The 19,618-nt window shown below is 30.3% G+C and carries 15 protein-coding genes; 7 read left to right on the top strand and 8 right to left on the bottom strand.

Annotated features, from left to right (window positions below; translation table 11 throughout):
• Positions 1-11: 11 nt before the first annotated feature.
• The 3 genes from LACAL_RS11865 to LACAL_RS11855 form a co-directional block, all read right to left on the bottom strand.
• Positions 12-1,307, bottom strand: a complete 1,296-nt coding sequence (locus LACAL_RS11865; protein WP_013870987.1) for a glycosyltransferase family 4 protein — start codon at positions 1,305-1,307, stop codon at positions 12-14.
• The gene (locus LACAL_RS11860; protein ID WP_013870986.1) at positions 1,297-3,714 is read right to left on the bottom strand and encodes a YfhO family protein; all 2,418 of its coding nucleotides are present in this window, start codon (positions 3,712-3,714) and stop codon (positions 1,297-1,299) included. The genes LACAL_RS11865 and LACAL_RS11860 overlap by 11 nt, the downstream gene beginning before the upstream one ends.
• A 78-nt stretch (positions 3,715-3,792) precedes the next feature.
• Entirely contained in the window at positions 3,793-4,050 is a 258-nt protein-coding gene (locus LACAL_RS11855) for a DUF4834 family protein (RefSeq protein ID WP_013870985.1), read from the bottom strand.
• Between the two features lie 110 nt (positions 4,051-4,160).
• Here LACAL_RS11855 and LACAL_RS11850 point away from each other — a divergent pair, with 110 nt between their 5' ends.
• On the top strand, positions 4,161-5,237 hold the full coding sequence (locus LACAL_RS11850) for a transporter (RefSeq protein WP_013870984.1): 1,077 nt from the start codon (positions 4,161-4,163) through the stop codon (positions 5,235-5,237).
• A gap of 3 nt (positions 5,238-5,240) precedes the next feature.
• Positions 5,241-6,365 carry a hypothetical protein gene (locus tag LACAL_RS11845; protein WP_013870983.1) on the top strand — a complete coding sequence of 375 codons (1,125 nt, stop codon included), beginning with the start codon at positions 5,241-5,243 and terminating at the stop codon, positions 6,363-6,365.
• Positions 6,366-6,432: 67 nt separating this feature from the next.
• Here the strand turns inward: LACAL_RS11845 and LACAL_RS11840 are convergent, their stop codons facing one another.
• The 3 genes from LACAL_RS11840 to LACAL_RS11830 all read right to left on the bottom strand — a co-directional run bounded on the left by LACAL_RS11840 (position 6,433) and on the right by LACAL_RS11830 (position 11,016).
• Positions 6,433-7,692, bottom strand: a complete 1,260-nt coding sequence (locus LACAL_RS11840) for an aminotransferase class I/II-fold pyridoxal phosphate-dependent enzyme (RefSeq protein WP_013870982.1) — start codon at positions 7,690-7,692, stop codon at positions 6,433-6,435.
• Between the two features lie 134 nt (positions 7,693-7,826).
• On the bottom strand, positions 7,827-8,867 hold the full coding sequence (locus tag LACAL_RS11835; RefSeq protein WP_013870981.1) for a PLP-dependent cysteine synthase family protein: 1,041 nt from the start codon (positions 8,865-8,867) through the stop codon (positions 7,827-7,829).
• Positions 8,868-8,937: 70 nt separating this feature from the next.
• Positions 8,938-11,016 (bottom strand): S9 family peptidase, encoded by a 2,079-nt coding sequence (locus tag LACAL_RS11830; RefSeq protein ID WP_013870980.1) that lies wholly within the window; start codon positions 11,014-11,016, stop codon positions 8,938-8,940.
• Between the two features lie 131 nt (positions 11,017-11,147).
• Here LACAL_RS11830 and LACAL_RS11825 point away from each other — a divergent pair, with 131 nt between their 5' ends.
• Positions 11,148-11,471, top strand: coding sequence for a YbaB/EbfC family nucleoid-associated protein (locus LACAL_RS11825; protein ID WP_013870979.1), 324 nt, complete (start codon positions 11,148-11,150; stop codon positions 11,469-11,471).
• 97 nt (positions 11,472-11,568) lie between these two features.
• Here the strand turns inward: LACAL_RS11825 and LACAL_RS11820 are convergent, their stop codons facing one another.
• Both LACAL_RS11820 and LACAL_RS11815 read right to left on the bottom strand, forming a co-directional pair.
• The gene (locus LACAL_RS11820; RefSeq protein ID WP_013870978.1) at positions 11,569-13,800 is read right to left on the bottom strand and encodes an OmpA family protein; all 2,232 of its coding nucleotides are present in this window, start codon (positions 13,798-13,800) and stop codon (positions 11,569-11,571) included.
• Positions 13,801-14,016: 216 nt separating this feature from the next.
• Positions 14,017-15,036, bottom strand: a complete 1,020-nt coding sequence (locus tag LACAL_RS11815) for a low specificity L-threonine aldolase (protein ID WP_013870977.1) — start codon at positions 15,034-15,036, stop codon at positions 14,017-14,019.
• Between the two features lie 93 nt (positions 15,037-15,129).
• On the opposite strand from LACAL_RS11815, the gene prfB reads away from it, so the two are divergent.
• From prfB to LACAL_RS11795, 4 genes are all read left to right on the top strand, one after another.
• Positions 15,130-16,240, top strand: a protein-coding gene (gene prfB / locus LACAL_RS11810; RefSeq protein WP_013870976.1) for a peptide chain release factor 2 whose coding sequence is annotated in 2 segments (ribosomal slippage) — positions 15,130-15,192 and positions 15,194-16,240 — 1,110 coding nt in all. Because the reading frame shifts where the segments join, the coding sequence is not laid out codon by codon here.
• Positions 16,241-16,270: 30 nt separating this feature from the next.
• Positions 16,271-16,612, top strand: a complete 342-nt coding sequence (gene arsC, locus LACAL_RS11805; protein WP_013870975.1) for an arsenate reductase (glutaredoxin) — start codon at positions 16,271-16,273, stop codon at positions 16,610-16,612.
• A gap of 65 nt (positions 16,613-16,677) precedes the next feature.
• Entirely contained in the window at positions 16,678-17,037 is a 360-nt protein-coding gene (locus LACAL_RS11800) for an ArsC/Spx/MgsR family protein (protein WP_013870974.1), read from the top strand.
• Positions 17,038-17,160: 123 nt separating this feature from the next.
• Entirely contained in the window at positions 17,161-19,611 is a 2,451-nt protein-coding gene (locus LACAL_RS11795; RefSeq protein WP_013870973.1) for an outer membrane beta-barrel family protein, read from the top strand.
• The last annotated feature ends 7 nt before the right edge of the window (positions 19,612-19,618 follow it).

Below are 19,618 nucleotides of genomic sequence, written 5' to 3'. Positions count from 1 at the left end.
AGAATATGCTACTACGTAACAGGCTTTAATATAACTTTAGATAATTCTCTTGTTAAATTTTTACGACTATACTGCTCTAAACCTATAGCATTAACTTTTAAATTGTTATGCTTAAAGGCTTCAAAATGTTTTAATATTTCATTTTTTAAATCGTTATCACTATTATAATTAAAATAGCTACCACTATTGGTTGATTTTAAAATACGTTCTACATCTGTATCTTTTGGCCCAATGGCAAGAATTGGTCTTTGTGAAGCCATATACTCAAATAACTTTCCAGGTATTATAGCCTTAGTGTCTATTGAATCTATTTCTATAAGTAATAATACTTGAGATTTTTTTTGGTATTTAATAGATTCTTTATGAGACACATAGCCAACATTATCTAAAAAATTTGTTAAACCATATGCTGCAATAGATTTTAAAATAGTATCACTAACAGAACCTACCAATACTAACTTAAACGCCTTTTTAAATGCTTCGTTTTCATTAATTAATTCTTTAAATATCTTCCAAAGATTTTCAGGATTTCGTTTTGAAAGTAAAGACCCAATATGTGAAAATGTAAATGCTTTATCTAAAGGTACACTTTCTATGTTTTCGTTATCATAACCATTTGTAATAACAGTTATTGGATTATTGGTAATCGCTTCAAATTCTTTTTTAGTATTATTACTAGTTACTAAAATTTGGTTAGCACAGTTTAAAACTGCTTTTTCAAGAATTTTATGTTTCTTTTTAGAAGCCTTTGTTAATTTTAGTTGTTTATGATAGCCAATAGTTGTCCATGGATCTCTAAAATCTGCAATCCAATTTAAATCATTGTATTTCTCTTTTAATTTTAGACCAATTAAATGCAAACTGTGTGGCGGACCAGTAGTTACAATAGTATCAATATTAAAATCTGAAATGTAAGTTGATAAATATTTAAACGATGGTTTAACCCAACCTTTTCTAGCATCAGGAATAAAAAAATTGCCACGAATATAAAGCATTGCTTTTTGCAACAGTCCTTGTTTTTCGTTTTCTGGAATTATGCCTTTACTAATTGTTTTAGACTGTTTAGAAAAAAAATTAGCTAGCTTGTATGGTTCTCTAATAGGTTGCTTTAAAATGGTAATATTCTCAGGTACTTCATCTAGAAGACTCTCATCAACCTGAGGATAAATAGGATTATAAGGACAATACACAATAGGTTCTACGCCAAATTCTGGCAAATATTTTACAAATTTTAGCCAACGTTGTACGCCTGGTCCTCCAGCTGGTGGCCAATAATATGTAATAATTAAAACCTTTTTATTCTTCATTTTTTTGTTTCAAACTGTAAAATAATCCGCCTATAATTAAAAGTAACAATACTCCAGAGCTTGCTAGTGAGATTGTAATACCTTGTTGTACAACTTCTGGTTCAAATTTAAACTCTATAATATGCCTTCCTTTTGGAATTTGCATACCTCTAAGTACATAATTAACACGGTTAAAAGGTGCTTTAGTACCATCTATGTATGCATGCCATCCTTCTTTATAATATATTTCTGAAAAAACTGCATAACCATCATTTAGGTTTTTAGATTCGTATTTAATATAGTTAGGCTTATATTCTAAAACAGAAATTGATGCTAAAGAATCTACTTTATATTTTGCATTTAATGTTTCTTCATTAGTGTAAACTGCTTCTTTTTTAGTATCTAAATTTGCTAAACTTGTAATTTCTTCATTTGCAGAATTTACCTTCTTTAAATCTTCAATAAACCAAGCATTTCCATTTGCATCTTTATTTAAATATGGATACGGTTTTTGTGATTCGTCTGGAGCTATAATATACTTAGTATTTAGCATATTTAAAACATTCAAATTATTTTGAGCAATATAAAAATCGAATAACTCATCATAACGTTTTAATTTTGCTGCATGATATCCTGTTAATGAATTATGGAAAAATGATGCTTTTGCTCCACCAGAAGCAACATCAAACACTCTAAAGTTTTCTTTATCATTTAAAATTTGGACATCTGCTGCATTGGCTTGAAACGGTTGTGATACTTGTCTTGCAGATACAAAATTTTCGGTATTAACATAACGCCTATCTACACCAACTAAATCGAAAATTATAAGTGCTGCAAAAGCAATAATAACTTTTACTTCAGATATTTTTTTGTTTATAAATAGGTAAATAATACTTCCAGATAATAAAACTAATATTAATGATCTTAATGTATCTGTGGTGAAAATAGATTTTCGGTCTTCAACTATAGCGTTTAAAAAATCTGGACCATAATTTTGTTTAAAACTAGCATCTCTTCCGCCTTCAAAATCTAAAATTCCAGTATATCTAAATAAAAGAAATATTACAGCTAATCCTGCTGTTATACTAACACTATACAGTAAAGCTTTCTTTTTTTGTTCTTCTTTTTCAAAATTGTTAAATAATCGAGATAAACCAAATACAGCAAGTATTGGTATACATAATTCTAAAATTACTTGTATAGAAGTTACTGCTCTAAACTTATCGTAAAAAGGAACATAATCTATAAAAAAGTTGGTTAAAAATTCTAAATTCTTTCCGTAGGATAGTAGTAATGAAATTACTGCGCCTCCAACAATCCACCATTTTAATCGTCCTTTAATTAAAAACAAAGCAAAAACAAAAAGAAAAAGAACTACTGCTCCTACATACGCTGGAGCTTCAACAATAGGTTGACTTCCCCAATAAAGCGGTGCCGTTTTTACTGCGTCTTTAGCTTGCAATGGCGATGCTCCTTGAGAAATATAGAAATCGTAAAAAGCAGAATCTTTACCTACATTTTCACTCATTCCTCCACCTAAAAGTCTTGGAATGTATAAATTAAATGTTTCTAAAAACCCGTAACTATATTCTGTAATCTTTTCTTTTGGTAATCCTGTAGCTACTGGTTTTGGAGAGCCATCTGGGTTTATGGTTAATTCACTTTTTCCTCTGGTACTTTCTTTCACATATTCTTGTGTGGCTAAAATATTTGTAGCATTCATTCCTATAGCAAGAATAACAGCTACAACCATAATACCAACAGATTTAAAATAATGTGGTAATGTTTGCTTTTTATAAGCATCTATTAAGTATGCAATACCTAATATAATAACAAGAATTAGTAAGTAATACGTCATTTGAAAATGATTCGCTACCAATTCTAATCCCATTGCAATTGCAGTGACCAAAAAGCCAAGAATATACTTTTTTCTAAAGGTGAGAATAATACCGCTTAAAACTAGAGGCATATAAGCAATAGCATGTGCTTTACTATTATGGCCTACTCCTAAAATAATTACTAAATATGTAGAAAAACCAAAAGCTAAAGCTCCAAGCGCTGCCAATTTAAAATCTACTTTTAAACTTATTAGCAATATGTAAAATCCTAGAAAATACAGAAAAAGATAATCTGCAGGTCTTGGTAAAAAACGTAATGCAGAGTCTAATTTTTTAATGTAATTATGAGGGTATCTTGCACCTAATTGATACGTAGGCATACCACCAAAAGCACTATTAGTCCAATAGGTTTCTTGTCCAGTAGCTGCTTTAAAATCACGCTGCTGTTTTGCCATACCGTTATATTGAACGATATCACTTTGCAAAATTTGTTTTCCTTGTAAAACTGGACTAAAATAAGCCAAAGAAAGGATTATAAAACCAATAAATACTAATAAATGTGGTAGGAGTTTTTTAAACGCTGGTTGCATAAAATAGTTTGAAATTATGAAAGTGAAAATTAATCATAATTTTTTAGAAAAGTGTTGTAAGTAAAATGAAATTACTACTTAATCAATCTCTTCGTAATCAACATATTCTCCAACTGTAGTATTAGATTCTTTTTTATTTGGCATTTTTTCTATAGAAATCTCACCTTCTTTTTGTCTTGGTGATTGCTGTTTTTGATTTCCAAAATCTCTAAACTGACCTCCAAAACGCTCGGCAGCTTTGTTAGATAAGTATTTAAGTAATAAAGGTGCAAAAAGTCTAGAGAGAATTTTAACACCAAAATAAACAAGTAATATAATTAATAATATTTTTAACATAATCTACTTCAATAATTGCTGTACAAAAATACAATAGTTAGGCTTTAATTTTAATTATTAATACCTAAAAAAAATATAAAATCTCTATATTTGAGGCAAACCTATCACTTATGCGTCTAAGACAAATTTATCTTTTATTATTTCTGTTTGCTTTTGTTTATATGGCTAATGCCCAATATACCGAAGTTATAAATTCTAATAGACCTGGAGTATCTAGATCGGCTTTTTCTGTAGGTACAAATGTTGTACAGTTTGAAGCTGGACCTTATACAGTTAACGAAGAACACACACCTTTAAAGAGAGAAGATAAAGGTTTTGGTATTGACTTTGCTGCTAGATATGGCTTGTTATTACCACAATTAGAAATTAATTTAGAAGGTTCTTACCAAAACGATACCAGAACAGATTATCGCTCATTTATAACTACAGAACAAAAACGTGCAAATTTTAAAACACTTACTTTAGGTGCAAAATATTTAGTTTATGATCCTTACAAAAATAAAGGAGAAGAAAAACCAAATCTTTATAGCTACCATGCGAATAAACGCTTTAAATGGGGAGATTTAATTCCTGCTGTTGCAGTATATGTTGGCGGTAATTATGATACAGAAGACAACCCATATACGCCACCAGGAGTTAGTGGTTTTAGTCCTAAAATCATGATAGCTACTCAAAACAATTTTTCTAGTGGTTGGGTTTTTGTAATGAATTTTATTGGAAATAGACCGTTTACAAAAACAAAATCTGATACTGGAGGTGAAGTATTTGTAAATGGCGAACCAGTAAACCCTTTCGAATTTCAATATATATTAACACTTACCAAGTCTATAAGTGATCAATGGGTTTTATTTGGAGAAACTCAAGGCATAAAAAGTGATTTTTATGCAGATAATTTATTTAGATTTGGAGGCGCATATTTATGGAATAAAAACTTTCAATTAGATACTGCACTAACCTTTAATACTAAAGATACTCCATCAGTTTTTAGTGTAAACTTTGGTGTATCTTACCGTTTGGATTTCCATAAAGATCCAGGTCTTGATAATGGTACTTCTGCCGAAGAAGAAGCAGAACGTAGAGCCAATAAAAGAAGAAGTAAGAAAAAAAATAAAGACAAAGATGGTTCTGGTGGCGATAAAAAACGTAAAAAAGAATTACAAGACATCGATTTTGATGATGAAGATTAATATATGATTACAGTAAAACCAGCTAAAACTAAAAAAGAGCTTAAAGCTTTTGTAACTTTTCCTTTTTCGCTTTATAAAGATTCTAAATATTGGGTTCCTCCTATTATAAATCAAGAATTAGAAACTTTTAGTAAGGATAAAAACCCAATTTTTAATGATGCTGAAGCTACTTTCTTTTTAGCATATAAAAACGGAAAAATTGTAGGTCGAGTTGCAGCTATAATTAATTGGCTAGAAGTAAAAAATCAAAACCAAAAGAAAATGCGATTTGGTTGGTTTGATTTTATTGATGATTTAGAAGTATCTAAAGCACTTATAGAACAAGTGGTTTCTATAGGAAAACAACATAATTTAGAGTATACAGAAGGTCCTGTAGGTTTTTCTAACTTAGATAAAGTTGGAGTAATGACCGAAGGTTTTGAAGAGATAAGTAATATGATTACTTGGTACAACCATGAATATTATGTAAAACATTATGAAGCTCTAGGCTATACTGTTGAAAAATCTTATTCTGAAAGTAGATTCCCGTTTAAAAATGTTAAACCTGAATTCTTTAAAAAAGCTCAGGAATTAATAAAAAGGCGCTATAAATTAAAAGCTTTAAAGTTTACAAAAACTGAAGAAGTTATGCCTTATGCAGATAAGATGTTCGATTTATTTAATAGCTCTTACGCGTCTTTATCCTCTTTTGTTGAAATTACTGATATACAAAAAGCCTATTTTAAGAAAAAATTTATTTCATTTATAAATCCAGAATACATTAAATTTGTAGTAGACGATCATGATGAAATGGTTGCCTTTGCTATTGTAATGCCTAGATTTGCTCATGCTTTACAAAAAATGAAAGGTAAACTTTTTCCTTTTGGTTTTTTAAAACTATTAAACGCTAAAAAGAATAGTAAAGACGTTGTTTTCTATTTAATTGGTGTACATCCAGAATATCAAAACAAAGGTATTCATGCTGTTATTTTTAATGAATATTATGAAATATTTACTGAAAAAGGAATTATGAACTGCTATAGAACTCCAGAATTAGAAGATAATGAAGCCATACATAAAATTTGGAAGCATTTTGATCCTGTTGTTGTAAAGCGTAGAAAAACTTTTAGAAAAGAAATTACTTACTAAGCATAGTTTAAATAAAAAAAATCCGATTCTTACGAATCGGATTTTTTTTATTGTATTCTTAAATATATTATTCACCCATTGCTTTCATTAAAGCAGCAGACATTCTTTTATAAGTACCATTTTCTAAACGCGATCTAATAGCATCAAAAGCATCTAGAGTTTCATTTACATCTTCAATAGTATGTGTAGCTGTAGGTATCATACGTAATAAAATTAATCCTTTAGGAATAACTGGATACACTACTATAGAACAAAATATACCATAGTTTTCTCTTAAATCTTTTACTAAAGCCATTGCTTCAGGAATACTACCATTAAGGTATACTGGTGTTACACAACTTTGTGTGGTTCCAATATCGAAACCTCTTTCTGTTAACCCAGATTGTAATGCGTTTACAATTTTCCACAAGTTTTCTTTTAACTCTGGCATTGAACGCAACATATCTAAACGTTTTAAAGCTCCTACAACTAATTGCATTTGTAGTGACTTTGCGAACATTTGAGATCTTAAGTTATATTTTAAGTAGTCTATAATCTCTTGATCGGCAGCTATAAATGCTCCTGTACTTGCTAAAGATTTAGCAAAGGTTGCAAAATAAACATCTATACCATCTTGTACTCCTTGCTCTTCTCCTGCTCCTGCACCGGTTTTACCTAAGGTTCCAAAGCCGTGAGCATCGTCAACAAATAACCTAAAGTTATACTTCTCTTTAAGTGCAACTATTTCTTTTAAACGACCTTGTTCACCACGCATTCCAAAAACACCTTCAGAAATTACTAAAATTCCTCCACCTGTTTGTTCTGCCATTTTTGTAGCACGTTCTAGATTTTTTTCTAGACTTTCTACATCGTTGTGTTTGTATGTAAAACGTTTACCCATATGTAAACGAACACCATCTATAATACATGCGTGAGCGTCTACATCATAAACAATAATATCATCTTTAGAAACTAATGCATCTACAGTAGAAACCATACCTTGATAACCAAAGTTTAAAAGGTAAGCTGCTTCTTTGCTTACAAACTCTGCTAATTCATTTTGTAATTGCTCGTGTAACTCTGTGTGACCAGACATCATTCTTGCTCCCATTGGGTAAGCAGAACCATATTCTGCAGCTGCTTCTGCATCTACTTTACGAACTTCTGGATGATTTGCTAAACCTAAATAATCGTTAATACTCCAAGTAATAACTTCTTTTCCTTGAAATTTCATTCTATTGGAAATTTCACCTTCTAATTTAGGAAAAACAAAATAACCTTCTGCTTGTTCAGCCCATTTACCTAATGGTCCTTTATCTCTGTATATTTTTTCAAATAAATCTTTCATTAATGCTATTTCGTTAGTTCAGAATTTACAAAACTACATAATTCTGTGTTTTTTGCCTATTATTTTTATATACTATTGTTAACAAAAAAAAGCTGATACGTAGTGCATCAGCTTATGTTACATAATAATATGTGTTATTTTATATATTGAATGCTCTGTGCTGCTTCTTCATTTTTACTATCAAAAAAGCCTTGATCACTCATCCATTTATCACTGTATACTTTACTCATGTATCGTGAACCGTGATCTGGAAATATAACAACTACTTTGTCTGTTGCTTTAAATTCTCCTGCTTCAACTAATTGTTTTACTGCTTGCATTGCTGCACCAGAGGTGTAACCTACAAATAAACCTTCGGTTTTAGCAATTTCACGTGCTGTGTGAGCGCTTTCTTCGTCTGTTACTTTTATAAATTTATCTATTGCATCAAAATCTGTAGCTGTTGGTATTAAGTTTTTACCTAAACCTTCAATACGGTATGGATAAATTTCTTTATCATCAAACTCTCTAGTTTCATGATATTTTTTTATTACAGAACCAAAAGCATCTACTCCTATTACTTTAATATTAGGGTTTTGTTCTTTTAAATATTTTGCTGTACCAGAAATGGTTCCTCCTGTACCACTACAAGCTACCAAATGTGTAATTTCACCATTAGTTTGATTCCAAATCTCTGGACCTGTAGTTGCATAGTGAGCATCTATGTTTAATTGATTGAAATATTGGTTGATATAAACCGAACCTTTTATTTCATCATGTAAACGTTTTGCTACTTGATAGTAAGATCTTGGGTCATCTGCACTTACATTTGCTGGGCAAACGTAAACTTTGGCTCCCATGTTTTTAAGCATGTCTATTTTATCTGCCGAAGATTTAGAGCTTACTGCTAATATGCAATCATAACCTTTAATTACACTAACCATAGCTATACTAAATCCTGTATTACCAGAAGTAGTTTCTATTATAGTGTCACCTGGTTTAATGATGCCTTGCTTCTCAGCCTGCTCAATAATATAAAGCGCTATTCTATCTTTTGATGAGTGACCTGGATTGAAAGCTTCTACTTTTGCGAAAAAATCAGCTTTGTACTCTGATGTCATTTTATTTAGTTTTATCAAAGGTGTATTACCAATTAAGTCTAATACATTTTCAAAAACTTGTTTGTTTTGTGCCATAAACAATATTTGATCTGTTACTTTAGTTAGAATTGTAACCAAAAACCTCGCAAAAATAAGAAAATTATTTTTAATGGGCTATTTCTTCTAAATCTAATAAAAAAGCATATTCCAATGCAACTTCTTTTAAACTTTCAAATCTTCCAGAAGCACCGCCATGACCCGCTTCCATATCGATATGAAAAATTAATTTATTTTTATCTGTTTTTAATTCTCTTAATTTCGCTACCCATTTTGCTGGTTCAAAATACTGTACTTGCGAATCATGAAGTCCTGTTGTTACTAAAATATTTGGATAGTTTTTAGCCGCAACATTATCGTATGGTGAATATGATTTCATGTATTTATAATACGTTTCTTCATTTGGGTTTCCCCATTCATCATATTCTCCTGTGGTTAATGGTATAGTATCATCTAGCATTGTTGTAACTACATCTACAAATGGTACTGCTGCAATTACACCATTATATAGCTCTGGATTTATATTTATAACTGCGCCAATTAATAAACCTCCTGCGCTGCCACCCATTGCGTATAAATGCTTTGGTGATGTGTATTTATTTTTAATTAAATATTTAGAACAGTCTATAAAATCTGTAAACGTATTTATTTTTTTTAATAGTTTTCCATTTTCGTACCATTCACGGCCTAAATATTCGCTACCTCGAACATGAGCAATTACATATATAAAACCACGATCTAGTAAACTTAATCTTATGGTTGAAAAATATGGGTCTATTGTAGAACCATAAGATCCATAAGCATATTGTAATACTGGATTTTCTCCATTTAATTCTATTCCTTTTTTATAAACAATAGACATTGGTATTTTTGTATTATCTTTTGCTGTAGCCCATACACGTTGTGATGTATAATTATTTTTATCGAAATTCTTATCTAATACTTCTTGTTCTTTTTTTACTTCGCTTTTTTTTGTTGAAAAATTATAATCTATTACAGAGCTTGGTGTTGTTAATGAGTTGTAACTGTACCTAAGTGTATTGCTATTAAAATCTGGGTTATTACCTAAACTTGCTGTATAGGTTTCACTGTTAAAATCTAAGTAATAGTCTTCTGTTTTATCCCAACTTATAATTCTTATATTATTTAAACCATTTTCTCTCTCATTTACAACTAAATAATTTTTAAAAATCTCTATATCTTCTAATAATACTTCTTCTCTATGTGGTAAAACGTCTACCCAATTTGACTTTTCTGTAGCATGTATAGATGTTTTTTGTAATTTGAAATTTGTAGCTTCATTATTATTTGTAATTATATAAAAACTATCATCATAATGGGCTATAGAGTATTCTAACTTACGTTCTCGCTCTTGAAATATTTTAAACTCAGCATCTGGAGTATTAGCGTCTAAAAAACGATATTCTGATGTTAATGTACTTGAACATCCTATTATAATATATTTTTTAGATTTTGTTTTATACACAAAGGCATTAAAGGTTTCATCTTCTTCATGAAATACTAATATGTCATCTTCTTCTTTAGTATATAATTTATGTTTATAAATTTTATTAGAGCGTAAAGTAACAGCATCTTTTTTTGTGTAAAACAAAGTTTTATTATCGTTTGCCCAAGTTGAACTTCCTGTGGTATTTTCTATTTTATCTGAAAAAATTTCGCCTGTCACTAAATTTTTTACTTGTAGAGTATATTGTCTACGACTTACTGTATCTATAGAAAAACTAGCCATTGTATTATCTGGACTAATTGAAATACCTCCAAGTTTAAAGTAAGCATGACCTTTAGCCATTTCATTGCAATCAAAAATTATTTCTTCTTCAGACTCTAAGCTTTCTTTTTTCCTTGTATAAATTGGGTAATCTTTTCCTTTTTCATATTTAGTTATGTACCAATAACCGTTTAATTTATATGGAACTGAAGTATCGTCTTCTTTTATTCTACCTTTCATCTCCTCAAATAATTCTTTTTGAAAGGCTTCTGTATGTTTTAAAATAGATTTTGTGTAGTTGTTTTCTGTATTTAAATGATCGATTACCTCTTGGTTTTCTCTATCATTCATCCAAAAATAATTGTCTATTCTTACATCATTATGACATTCTAATTTTTTTTCTATTTTTTTAGCTATAGGTATATTTACTAAAGCTTCATTTTTTAATATCATAAACATTCTAATTTTAAGAGTTTACAAAAATAAGTTATATAGAAATAAAAACTCAAAATTTTATAATAGATATGCTATTGGTTATTAACCGTTGATTTTAATAAATTTGCATCAAAATTAATTTAAAAAAGAAAATTATGTTTGGAGATTTAATGGGAATGATGGGTAAATTAAAAGAAACCCAAAAGAAAGTTGAAGAAACAAAAACACGTTTAGATAGTGTTTTAATTGATGAAAAAAGTAATGATAATTTATTAAATGTTACTATCACAGCTAATAGAAGTATTAAATCTATAACTATAGACGATTCTCTTTTAGAGGATAAAGAACAATTAGAAGATTATTTAATTCTTACATTAAATAAAGCAATTGCTCGTGCTACAGAAGTTAATGAAACTGAAATTGCTGCGGTAACTAAAGAAGGTATGCCCAATATTCCTGGTATGGATATGTTTAAGTAATATAGCAATTAACTTTTAAGTGTATAGCCTTTAAAAAAGTAAAAAAGGAAGCCAGTTGGCTTCCTTTTTTTTATAAATGAAATAAGTTTACTTATTATTAATTTGCATCAATTACTCTAAATTGAGTTCTTCTGTTTATTCTGTGATCTCTTTCTGTACAAGAAACACCATCTGAACAGTTATTTAATAATCTAGACTCACCAAATCCATTAGAAACAATTCTTGAAGAATTAATTCCTTTTGAGATTAAGTAGTTAGTTACTGCTTGTGCTCTTCTTTCTGATAAAGAACGGTTAGATGCTTTAGACCCTCTAGAATCTGTATGAGATGCAATTTCAACTGAAACACCATCTGCTAATACTGGTAATAAAATTCTATCAATCTCTGCTCTTGCTGCTGGAGTTAATGTTGCCGAACCTAAGTCCCAGTTTATATTAAGACTGTTGTACTCAACTAATTTACAATCTACTTCAGCCCAAGTTGTTAATCCTCCTTTTGTTTGTAAAACTTCTTTAGTTACTGTTTTGTTAACTGCAGGAATTGTTACTTCTTCTACTCTAGCATCATTAGCTAAAACAGTAGTTTTTAAAGTAGCCGTTTTTTGTGGTACTTCTATAACTCTAGTTGTTGGAGGTGTTACCATTACAGTACGCTTCATTGTTTTAGATACTGCAGGAATATCAACTGTTCTTGTTGTTTCTGGAGAAAGAACAGATTTCTTAATAGCAGTTGTTTTTGCAGGAATATCTGTAGCTCTTGCTGTTGGAGGCGCAGCCATAACTGTACGTTTCATTGTTTTAGTTGTAGCTGGAATCTCTGTTACATTTGTAGTTGGAGGTGTTGCAACAATAGTACGCTTCATAGTTTTAGTTACAGCTGGTATTTCAATAACTCTTGTAGTTGGTGGTGTTACCATTACAGTTCTTGTTACTTCTTTTGTTACCGCTGGAATATCTATTACTCTTGTTGTTGGTGGTGTAACCATAACTTTTCTAGTTACTTCTTTAGTTACTGCAGGAATATCGATTACTCTTGTTGTAGCTGGAGAAACTAATACTGTTTTCTTAATAGTTTTTGTTACAGCTGGTATTTCAATTACTCTTGTAGTTGATGGTTGAGTCATTACTGTTCTTTTAACTGTTTTTGTTACAGCTGGAATATCAATTACTCTTGTTGTAGCTGGAGTTAACACAACTTTTCTTGTGTAAGTTCCCATTCCACAATCCTCATTACTAGCATCTCCATTGTCACATCCAGGTTTAGTTACAACTTGAGCATCTGAAGCTAATACAGTAGTATTTACAGTAATGTTTTGTGCTGGTACATTTTTATAGCACCAGTATCTACAATCGTTAGGATCACTAGAAGCACAATCTGCAGCAGGTGTATCACTCATACCCCATTTAGCAGTAGCTGGTTTAGTTTCAATCACTTGGTAATCTGAAGAAAACTTAGCTGGTACTACAGTTAATGTAGATCCATATTGTCTTTTCTTATATGATAAAGTTTCTGTTCCCCATTTAGCAGGAATTACTTCTAAACGTTGGCTAGCTTCACTCACAACAACTTCTACATTTTCCGTACCGTATTGTGCTGGAATTATTTCTAATTTAGATGAAGCTGGTTGAACAACAATTTCTACATTTTCTGTTCCCCATTTAGCAGGAACAACTTCCATACGTTGACCCGCTTCTGTTACAACAACAGTTTCTGTTCTTGTTTCGTATTGTGCTGGAATAGTTTCTAATTTTTGGTATGCTTGCTGTACAATAACAGTCTCTGTTCTTGTTTCGTACTGTGCTGGCACAACTTCTAATCTTTGGCTAGCTTCTTTTACTACAACCTCAAAAGATTCTGTTCCTAATTTAGCAGGTACTACAGATAAGGTTTGTCCTCCTTCAAAAGTTGTAACTTCAAAGTTTTCTGTAGCGTATTTTGCAGGTACAACACTTAATTCTTGGTAACTTGGTTGTATCTCCATTACTTCAGTACTAGTTTCAGTTGTTGCAGCAACTTTTTCAAGTCTTTGTGCAGGACCTTGAACTTCTACTTCAAAAGTTTGAGTTTCATATTTTGCTGGTACTACAGATAATTCTTGACCTGCAGATTGAACTACAACTTCTTGATTTTCTGTTCTGTATTGTGCAGGTACAACTTTTAATTTTTTGTACGCAGGTGCAACTTGAATAGTTACATCTTGATTTACCCATACATCTGGAGTTACACATCTCTTGTAACATTTTCCCGGATCTGGGTTAGTTGGTAAATCTTGTGCAAATGCAAAGGTGCAGACTACAAAAGATAAAATTGTTAGTAATACTTTTTTCATTTTTAAAAGTTTTATGGTTATATTAAAGATTAATTAACTAATGGAAACCACTAGCTTTGTTACTAATTACGTGTAAAATTAAATGTAATCAAACTCAAACTGTTAAGTTTTGTTAAAATTTACTTAATAATTCGATAAAAAGCAAAAAATGTCGTTTAAGTTTAAAAAAATAAAACTAAATAAATGAATATCAATACTTTATAAAAACAGTTGATTTTACAGTGTCAATAAAACTTTTAAAAATTGCTTATGCATAGCATTTGTATAATCCAAATGTGTTACAATTCGCATTTTGCCTTTTCCTAAATTACTTATGAGTATAGATTTATCTCCTAATTGATTAATAAAGTGAGTTTCATCTATATCTTTAGCTAAACTAAAAATTACGACATTAGTTTCTACTAATTCTACTTTATTAATATATGAAGCTTTTGTTAAAACTGAAGCAATTTCCTTGGCTTTATCGTGGTCTTCTTGTAATCTTGACAAATTATTGTCTAAAGCATATAAACCTGCTGCTGCGAGATAGCCTATTTGCCTCATTCCACCACCAAGAATCTTTCTTATTCTAATAGCGTTTTTCATAAATTTCTCATCACCTACTAATACTGATCCTACTGGACAACCAAGTCCTTTACTTAAACATACAGAAACAGTGTCAAAAACTTGTCCATAATCTTTAGCAGATTCTTGTTTTGCTATTAGAGCATTCCATAACCTTGCTCCATCTAAGTGTAAGCCTAAATTGTGAGAGTCACAAACTGCTCTTATTTTTAAAATTTCATTAAAATCCCAACAAGCGCCACCACCTTTATTTGTAGTATTTTCTATTTCTACCAAAGTGGTTAAAGGACTATGGTAAAAATCTGGAGGATTTATAGCTTCTAAAACCTGGTCTGCTGTAAACATTCCACGATCTCCATCTATTAATTTACAAGAAACACCACTATTAAAAGAAGCACCACCACCTTCATAATTAAAAATATGTGCATATTTATCACAAATAACTTGATCTCCAGGATTAGTATGTAACTTAATTGCTGTTTGGTTTGCCATAGTACCACTTGGAAAAAAAAGTCCACGTGTTTTACCAAACATATTTGCTATTCTAGTTTCTAACTCATTTGTTGTTATATCTTCCTTGTATACATCATCACCAACATTGGCTTTTAGCATAGCTTCTAACATTTTTGGACTTGGTTTTGTAACCGTATCACTTCTTAAATCTATAATCATTCTTGTTTTTTGATGATAAAACTATAAAATAAGGAGGTAATAATTTTCATATCATTGTAATAATTCTATTTTTGTTTTAAATAAATACTACAGATGATAACACAAGATCAAATTAAGGATCTCTCAAACCGCCTAACATTGTTGAGGCAATATCTTTGACATAGACGCAAAACTAATAGAAATTAGTAATGAAGAAGAACAAACTTTTAATCCTAATTTTTGGGAAGACTCCAAGGCTGCCGAAGCTATAATGAAAACCCTTAGAGTTAAAAAAAAGTGGGTAGAAGACTACAATACTGCAAATACACTAATAGAAGATTTAGATGTTATTTATGAATTCTACAAAGAAAATGAAGCCACATTAAATGATGTTACAAATAGATTTACAAAAGCACAAACAGCTATTGAAGATTTAGAGTTTAAAAATATGCTTTCTGAAGAAGGAGATAGCCTAAGTGCTGTACTACAAATAACAGCTGGCGCAGGTGGAACAGAAAGTTGTGATTGGGCACAAATGCTTATGCGTATGTATTTAATGTATGCAGAAAAAAACAATTTTAAAGTTAAAGAACTTAACCTTCAAGAAGGTGATGTTGCAGGTATAAAAACAGTAACTTTAGAAATTGAAGGCGATTATGCATTTGGTTGGCTTAAAGGAGAAAATGGTGTACATAGGTTGGTACGCATTTCACCTTTTGATAGTAATGCTAAACGCCACACAAGTTTCGCATCTGTATATGTATATCCATTAGTAGACGACTCTATAGAAATTGAAATTAATCCTGCAGATATAGAAATAACAACTGCAAGATCTAGTGGTGCCGGTGGACAAAATGTAAATAAGGTAGAAACAAAAGTACAACTTACTCACAAACCGTCTGGTATACAAATTTCATGTAGCGAAACACGCTCACAACATGATAACAGATCTAGAGCGTTACAAATGCTTAAATCTCAATTATATGAAATCGAACTTCAAAAACAATTATCTCAACGTGAAGATATTGAAGCTGCTAAAATGAAAATTGAGTGGGGAAGCCAAATAAGAAACTATGTTATGCATCCATATAAATTAGTTAAAGATGTAAGAACAGGTTTTGAGTCTGGTAATGTAGACGCTGTTATGGATGGCGATATAACACCTTTTCTAAAATCCTATTTAATGTCAATGGGACAACAATCTACAAATACAAACGAATTATAACTTTATCTAAACAATTATTATATTCTTTAAATGATAAAAATATACCACAATCCTAGATGCAGTAAATCACGACAAGGTTTAGCGCTATTAGAAGACTCAGGGAAAAAATTTGAAATAGTAAAATACCTAAACACACCTATTAACACAAATGAATTAACTGATGTCATTAAAAAATTAGCAATTAAACCTATAGATTTGGTTAGAAAGAATGAATCAATTTGGAAAGAGAACTATAAAGGAAAAACATTATCTAACAATGCAATAATCTCCATTTTAATAGAACACCCAAAATTAATTGAAAGACCAATTGTTATTAATAATGATAAAGCAGTTTTAGGTCGACCAACCGAATTAATTAATACCATTATTTAATAATTAATATATCCTAAAACTAATATTATTGAGATTGATAGTAATACCTAATCCCTTAAACTAAAATGATAGTAATATATCACAATCCAGAATCTAAAAACTCAAAATCTGGTTTAGAAATTTTAGAAACCAGTAAACATGACACTCAAAAAATTAAATATCAGGACAGACCTTTAGATGCAATTAAGCTTCAAAAAATAATAAATATTCTTAAAATTTCTCCAAAAGAAATTATTAGAACTAACGATTTACTTTGGAAGCAAAAATTTGATCATTTAATACAAAATGGTGTAGAATTCACAGATGAAGAATATATTGAAATAATGATAGAACATCAAGAATTAATAGAACGTCCAATTGTAATTAACGGCCAAAAAGCTGTAATTGGCGAGCCACCAAAAAAAATATTTCAAATCACACAATAATTTAAAAAAGCCTTGATAATTTCAAGGCTTTTTTTATTTAACATAGTTTTAACCAAAGCCAGTTAAACCATAAGGTATTTTTGCAATCTAACTAAAAAAACTATTACAGAAACAACCAATTTTATGAACAAAATCTCTTATTACCTTCTATTTACTTTTCTTACAGTGTTTGGTTTACATGCACAAGAAGAAGTAAAATTAACTGGTAAAATTCTCGATCAAAACACAAAAACACCTCTTGAATATGCTACAGTAGTTGTAAAAAGCAATATTCCTGGAAAACTAGCAACTGGAGGTATTACAAATGAAAACGGTGAATTTAATATTGAAGTAGAAAAAGGAACATACACGATTTCTTTTGAATATATTGGCTTTAAATCTAAAACACTAGAAAATAAAGTTATCTCTAAAAATGAAAACTTTGGAATTACTTATTTATCTGAAGATGCCACAGCTTTAGAAGAAGTAGAAATTATTGCAGAAAAAACTACCGTTGAAATAAAATTAGATAAAAAAATCTACAATGTTGGTAAAGATTTAACTGTTAGAGGAGGAACTGTAAGTGATGTTTTAGATAACGTACCATCTGTATCTGTTGATGTGGAAGGTAATGTAGCTTTAAGAGGTAACGAAAATGTTACCATTTTAATTAACGGTAAACCATCTGGTTTAGTAGGTTTAAATTCTACTGATGCCTTAAGACAATTACCAGCAGAATCTATTGAGAGAGTTGAAGTAATCACTTCTCCTTCTGCAAGATATGATGCCGAAGGTACTGGTGGTATTTTAAATATTATATTACGTCGTAGTAAATTACAAGGTTTAAATGGAGCCATTACTGCAAATGCAGGTTATAATCCTTCAGCAGGAATATCTGGAAATATAAATTATAGAACTGGAGATTTAAACATTTTTAATACTACAAGTTATAACTATAGAGAAGTACCTGGAAACACAAACGATTCAAGAGTAAACTTTAATAAAGAATTTGATGATGATGGTAATTTAATCACAGATAATCCAGATACTTTTGTTGAAGAATCTAGTGATTTTGACCGTATTCGTAAAGGTTTTAACACCAATTTAGGTGTAGAATGGTACATTACAGATTCAGCATCATTAACAACTTCTATTTTATATAGCGAGAGTGATAACGAAAGTAATACTCAAAATTTACTTAATCAATTTGATAGTAATAGAAATTTAACCTCTTCTACGCTACGTTTAGATCCAGAATTAGAAGATGATAAAACAATACAATATGCTGTTAACTTTGATAAACAATTTGAAACTAGCGGACATAAATTTACATTTGATTTTCAATATGAAGAAAGTTCTGAAGATGAAAACTCTTTAGTAAATGTAAATGGTTTAGACTCTGAAAGAGTTGCAACTTTAGAAGATCAAGAACGTATTTTATTACAAACAGATTATGTTTTACCTATAGGAGAAAAGTCTCAATTTGAAATAGGATACCGTGGTAACTTTAATAACCAAAGTACAGATTATACAGTAGAATTTTTAAACGAAACTACAAACCAATTTGAAGTTGATAACAACTTAAGTAACCTGTTTAATTATAGAGAATATCTTACAGCTTTTTACACACAGTTTGGTAGTAAGTTTGGTAAATTTTCATATTTATTAGGTCTTCGTTTTGAGGATACACAAATAACAATAGACCAACCAACATCTGGTAGTTTAGTAAAAAATCAATATTCTGGATTTTTTCCAACAGTAAATCTTAGTTACGAATTAAGTGATAGTGAAAACGTAACATTAGCATATAACCGTCGTTTAAGAAGACCAAGATCCCGTTTTGTAAATCCTTTTCCATCACGATCAAGTGTAACTAGTGTATTTCAAGGAAATCCAAATTTAGCACCAAGTTATTCTGGTACTGTAGATGTTGGATATGTAAAACGTTTTGGAAAATATACTTTAGATGCTTCTGCTTATTTCTCAAGAGCAACAGATGTTTTTAACTTTGTTAGCTTTGATACTGGGCAAACTGTAATTGTTAATGGTGAAGAGCTTCCCGTAATTAATAGAACTCCAATAAACTTAGCAACAGAAGAACGCTTAGGTTTTGAGTTTACTTTAGGATATAGACCATCTAGAAAATGGAATATAAATGCTAACTTTAATATCTTTCAAAATGAAACTGATGGTGTAACACCAAACGGTTTAAACCTTGGAAACACAAACACATCTTGGTTTGCTAGATTAAATAACAAATATACTTTACCAGGACAAATAGATTGGCAAACTCGTTTAGTTTATAGAGGGCCAAGTGCAGATGCTCAAAACGAAAGAGATGGAATATTCTCTGCAAACTTAGCATTTAGTAAAGATTTATTTAACGAAAAAGCATCTATAGCTTTTAATGTAAGTGATTTATTTAATAGCCGAGTAAGATCTCAAACCACTACTACTCCAACATTTATGAGCGAGAGTGAGTTTCAATGGAGAGAACGCAGCTTTAACTTATCGTTTACATATAGATTTAATCAGAAAAAAGATAGAAGACAAAGACAACAAAATAATGATGGTGGCGAAGAGTTTGAAGGTTAATAGCTTT

This window comes from Lacinutrix sp. 5H-3-7-4 (assembly GCF_000211855.2).
Taxonomy (GTDB): domain Bacteria; phylum Bacteroidota; class Bacteroidia; order Flavobacteriales; family Flavobacteriaceae; genus Lacinutrix.
Note: the sequence above shows the minus strand (reverse complement) of the source record. Positions and strands in the feature narration are given on the sequence as shown.

What these genes read in the sequence shown, in the direction of transcription:
- LACAL_RS11800 (WP_013870974.1), top strand. Translation starts at nt 16,678, where the DNA reads ATGATAGTAATATATCACAATCCAGAATCTAAAAACTCAAAATCTGGT.
- LACAL_RS11845 (WP_013870983.1), top strand. Translation starts at nt 5,241, where the DNA reads ATGATTACAGTAAAACCAGCTAAAACTAAAAAAGAGCTTAAAGCTTTT.
- LACAL_RS11865 (WP_013870987.1), bottom strand. Translation starts at nt 1,307, where the DNA reads ATGAAGAATAAAAAGGTTTTAATTATTACATATTATTGGCCACCAGCT.
- LACAL_RS11855 (WP_013870985.1), bottom strand. Translation starts at nt 4,050, where the DNA reads ATGTTAAAAATATTATTAATTATATTACTTGTTTATTTTGGTGTTAAA.
- LACAL_RS11820 (WP_013870978.1), bottom strand. Translation starts at nt 13,800, where the DNA reads ATGAAAAAAGTATTACTAACAATTTTATCTTTTGTAGTCTGCACCTTT.
- LACAL_RS11830 (WP_013870980.1), bottom strand. Translation starts at nt 11,016, where the DNA reads ATGTTTATGATATTAAAAAATGAAGCTTTAGTAAATATACCTATAGCT.
- LACAL_RS11825 (WP_013870979.1), top strand. Translation starts at nt 11,148, where the DNA reads ATGTTTGGAGATTTAATGGGAATGATGGGTAAATTAAAAGAAACCCAA.
- LACAL_RS11835 (WP_013870981.1), bottom strand. Translation starts at nt 8,867, where the DNA reads ATGGCACAAAACAAACAAGTTTTTGAAAATGTATTAGACTTAATTGGT.
- arsC (WP_013870975.1), top strand. Translation starts at nt 16,271, where the DNA reads ATGATAAAAATATACCACAATCCTAGATGCAGTAAATCACGACAAGGT.
- LACAL_RS11840 (WP_013870982.1), bottom strand. Translation starts at nt 7,692, where the DNA reads ATGAAAGATTTATTTGAAAAAATATACAGAGATAAAGGACCATTAGGT.
- LACAL_RS11795 (WP_013870973.1), top strand. Translation starts at nt 17,161, where the DNA reads ATGAACAAAATCTCTTATTACCTTCTATTTACTTTTCTTACAGTGTTT.
- LACAL_RS11815 (WP_013870977.1), bottom strand. Translation starts at nt 15,036, where the DNA reads ATGATTATAGATTTAAGAAGTGATACGGTTACAAAACCAAGTCCAAAA.
- LACAL_RS11860 (WP_013870986.1), bottom strand. Translation starts at nt 3,714, where the DNA reads ATGCAACCAGCGTTTAAAAAACTCCTACCACATTTATTAGTATTTATT.
- LACAL_RS11850 (WP_013870984.1), top strand. Translation starts at nt 4,161, where the DNA reads ATGCGTCTAAGACAAATTTATCTTTTATTATTTCTGTTTGCTTTTGTT.